Source organism: Bradyrhizobium sp. UBA2491 (assembly GCF_002341725.1).
Taxonomy (GTDB): domain Bacteria; phylum Pseudomonadota; class Alphaproteobacteria; order Rhizobiales; family Xanthobacteraceae; genus Bradyrhizobium.
On sequence record NZ_DDOP01000089.1, the window covers coordinates 2267 to 5990 of the forward strand.

The window sequence follows — 3724 nt, forward strand, 5'->3', positions numbered from 1 at the left end:
GGCAAGGCGCCAGGACCAATCCGGCCTGACCGCGCGCCGGGTCGTCGAGGGACGCGAAATCCTTCTGCCTCGACGCGATGAGGTTCGGGAACGTCGAGATATCGTTGACGGGACCGATCACGGCGGTGAAGCGGTGGAGAGTGCAGGACGTGTCATTCTTCCATTTGTCCACGCCATACAGCACGCCCACGTAGGCCGTGTCGTCCGGTTGTGTTTCCTCCTTCCGCCCCATGAACGCACCGCCGCCATTATCGTCGGAATTGGACGGCACGAACGTGAAGTAGAGCAGGCCATTCCGTCGCTGCCCGCTCAGGTGGAAGGTCTGAAACGAGCCGCTCTTTCCCGCGGTGGCGCCGACGAAGATGCCGTGCACACCTTCCCCAAACGGAAAACGATAGACGGTGTACTGCTGCGGCTTCTCGGTCGGATCGGAGGGGTACAGCATCATCGCCTCGCCCCGACCGAGCGCCTGAAGGATGGCCGGGACGATCTTGTTTTCCAACGTCGGCTTGGCGGCCACCGTCACGACAGCCCCAAGCACGAGGCCACCCAGAGCCAGGGCGGCCTTTTTGAGCGTCTGCTGCAGAGACGCAGTGAGGGTCACCTTCGCCATGTTAGTAAGCGGAGTTGCCGCAGAGGTCGGTGCTGAAGATCATCGGGGTCCTCCATTTGACACGAATTTCCTCGACGCGTGCGCGCCGAAGGCCATCGGGTGGTTGAGATAATCCCGATGCACGCAAGGATAGAATAGACAGCGGCCCCCAAGGGCGATACCCAAGGGGGTGAAAACGACCCGGAGCCGAGCCGGAATTGCCGGAGCGCTCCGGAGTTATTGCGGTTTTGGGGCATTTTATGACGGAAAATCAATTGCAGGACGAGGGCTGTCCTCCTGAGCCGACGCAGGAGTCCGACAATCTGGCCGAACATCGCATGACCGATGACGCCTACATCAGAGAGCGCGCGGTGCGCGAGGCGGTGGGTTCCCTCATCAAGTTGGCTTATGAGCACGCAAAGGCGAACGCGAGGATCGCTTCCTGGCAAGAGTTTGCGGTCAGAATCCTCTTCGAGGACCGCAAGGACGCGTCCATCGGCGAGCGAGTGAGGATGCTCACAATGGTGCGGGTGGAGATACCAGATACACTGATGGTCCGCATGCTGGTGAACTACTGCAGGCGCTCCGAGATTGATGTCCCAGCGCTGCTGGAAAGATTCATGCCTCTGCCGGCGGACCAACGGCCACAAGTCAGTCCGACGAAAACCTTCAAGGAAGCTCTAGGACTGAACAAGAGCAAGGCCGATGAAAGCATCGAGAACTTCTCCGGGCGATACTTGTTGTTCACGCTCAATCCGGAAGAGCAGATAATCGTCACCTCGTACCTGTTGTCCGCGGAAAAGGGCGAAGACGGCTCTCCGATCTTTCAGGCGCGTCGAACCGCATCGGACGGAACACTCGTGCGTTCGGTGGGTGCCTATTTCACGAATGAACGACAACTCTATCTGATGGGCACGCCGGTCGGATCGACCGAAATGCGCTTGAGCATCTTTCATAGCACTAACGCAAACGCGCACAGCATGGCCCGTGGCGTGAATCTACGGATGTCGGACGGTCAAATCACCTCGACCCGTTGCGTACTGGTCCGCGATGAATTCAGTCTCGCCATAAGGCGGGACCTTCTGAGGGGCTCCCATTCGAGGAAGCGCATCGCGAACTATTTCTTCAAACCCAAAGAAGGTGAACTGCAGCACCCGAAGCTTGACGGAAGTGACTTGGTCTATCCCATGAAGGATGCCTGCGGCGTGAACTTCAAGAAGCTCGTCGACTACGTGTACGATGAGAGTTCGAAGAATCCGGCACCTTCACCTCGTCCACCCCTTATCGTCGTGAAGGGGAACAGCGACGTGGGATGAACTGAATGAGGCGCGCAGCGTACATCGGCGAGCGGTCGATTCGTTCAAGCGGCAAATCCTGGCGTGGCAAAGCAGTGCCGGACAGGCAACTCAGCCGAGGATCATTCCAATCCCCGTGGTGGAGATTCGGCTTCCCGCGAGGCTCCTAGTTCATACCTTGGGATCTTCATGATCTCCTGATAGGCGGTCTCGATCCAGGGATCACCGTAGTCGGATGCGACTTTGTCACCGGCGTGCCCCTGGATGATGTTCTGAATGTCGATGTGCATTCCGACATGTCGCGCGACGGAAGAGAAGCGGTGCCGCCAACCATGGTTGGGAGCCACCCGCTCGTCAGTGACACCGACCTCCTTGCTCCTGATCCACGCGCAGAGGCGCTCGCCGGTCTTCCGAAAATGCCTGCCAGCGTCCCTTCCGCCACGAGAGCGACCGGGATCGTAGAACAGCGGTCGTCCCTTGCGGGAGTTCTTGTAGTCGATCAGTCCCTGGGCCTTGAGATCGTCGTGCAGCGGCACTTCGCGATACTCACCTGTCTTGGCCGCGTCCGCGTCGATCCTGATGTAGTCGATGCCATTCCTGGTCTTGAAGTCGGACGGCAGCAACTGCGTGATCTCGTTGACGCGCGCGCCCGTATAGGCGCAGATCCACGGGACCCAGCGCCTCGCCTTCGCATGCTCTTCGGACATGTTGGGCGGTGGCGGCAACAACGTCGCTTTCAAGATCCGCAACGCTTCTTCCTCGGTGAAACCTTTCTCGCGCTGCTTTTTCTTCTTCTTCACCCTGACGGTGACTTCGCTCGCCACGTTCTGCGGCAGCTTCCGTTGCTGCTTCGCATAGTTGAGCGTCGCCTTGACCGCTGCGAGATATGAATTTCGGATCGTCTTCGCCCCGAGTTCCTCCTCCGGCTTCTCCGCCTCCTTGTCTTTCTTGGATTGCCGCTTCTTCGTCTTGAGCAGTTTATCCTTCCAGGCGATGACATTATCGACCGTCAGTCTGGCAAGGTCATCGTGGCCGACGAATGACATCAGCAACCTGACCTTGGTCCTCCACGAACGACGGGTCTTGTTGTCGAGCTCGGCCTCATCGGCGTAGCGCTCGAACATATCGATGGCATCGACCTTGCCGTCACTGACCAGGGCCTCCGGCGGGGCGAACTGCGTGGCTTTGGGATCCTCCTGCCAGTTCTTCGAGGCATTGCGTTGAAGCTGCTCGACCGCCTGGTGCTTGGCGCGGACGAACTCGAGGACGAATTCATCGAAGATATCGCCGAAGAGATGGTAGCCCTTGCGTTCGAGGAAGGATCGGGCATCTGGTCCGAACCAGTACCGGATGTGGCTCTGCTGCGGAAATCGTCGCGCAATCCTCTCGCGGTCCTGCTTGAGTATCGACTCCCAGTGGAGCGGCGAGCCCGGATTGTCGCCATGCTCGGCGAGCATCTCCCTGTAGAACTCGCCGGCCAGCGCCGAGAGCTGACGCTGCGAGAGCTTCACGGGCTGCCGCCCGTGAGTATAGTCGTGCCACATCCGCTCGAGCCTGGCGTTCTCCTCCTGGAAGCGAATCCTTGCCAGCACCGGGTCGGCCGTACCGAGCGAGAATTTGATCTCGGGCTTGCCCATGAGGGCGATCAGGTGCGTGGGAACGCGCCGTCTGAACCAAAGATTTTGGCTGCGTGGGTTTTTCCAAGGACTCTGCATTCTGAACACCATTTGTAGTCCACCTTTGTGTACCACCGGGCGTTTGCAGAAGGCCTTATTCCACCTATCGAATTTGAATTATCAGCGTTTTTGGGAAGGGCTGGCGGAGAGAGTGGGATTCG

General features: G+C 59.0%; 3 protein-coding genes. 1 reads left to right on the forward strand and 2 read right to left on the reverse strand.

The window, feature by feature from the left end; all coding sequences use genetic code 11:
• Positions 1-613, reverse strand: a 613-nt coding sequence (locus tag B2W55_RS29985; protein ID WP_291532724.1) for a hypothetical protein, incomplete at its 3' end; no start/stop codon positions are given.
• A 197-nt stretch (positions 614-810) separates the two neighbouring features.
• On the opposite strand from B2W55_RS29985, the gene B2W55_RS29990 reads away from it, so the two are divergent.
• Positions 811-1908, forward strand: a complete 1098-nt coding sequence (locus B2W55_RS29990; protein WP_145987204.1) for a hypothetical protein — start codon at positions 811-813, stop codon at positions 1906-1908.
• Between the two features lie 101 nt (positions 1909-2009).
• On the opposite strand, the gene B2W55_RS29995 is transcribed toward B2W55_RS29990, so the two are convergent.
• The gene (locus B2W55_RS29995) at positions 2010-3614 is read right to left on the reverse strand and encodes a DUF6538 domain-containing protein (protein ID WP_145987203.1); all 1605 of its coding nucleotides are present in this window, start codon (positions 3612-3614) and stop codon (positions 2010-2012) included.
• Positions 3615-3724: the final 110 nt, after the last annotated feature.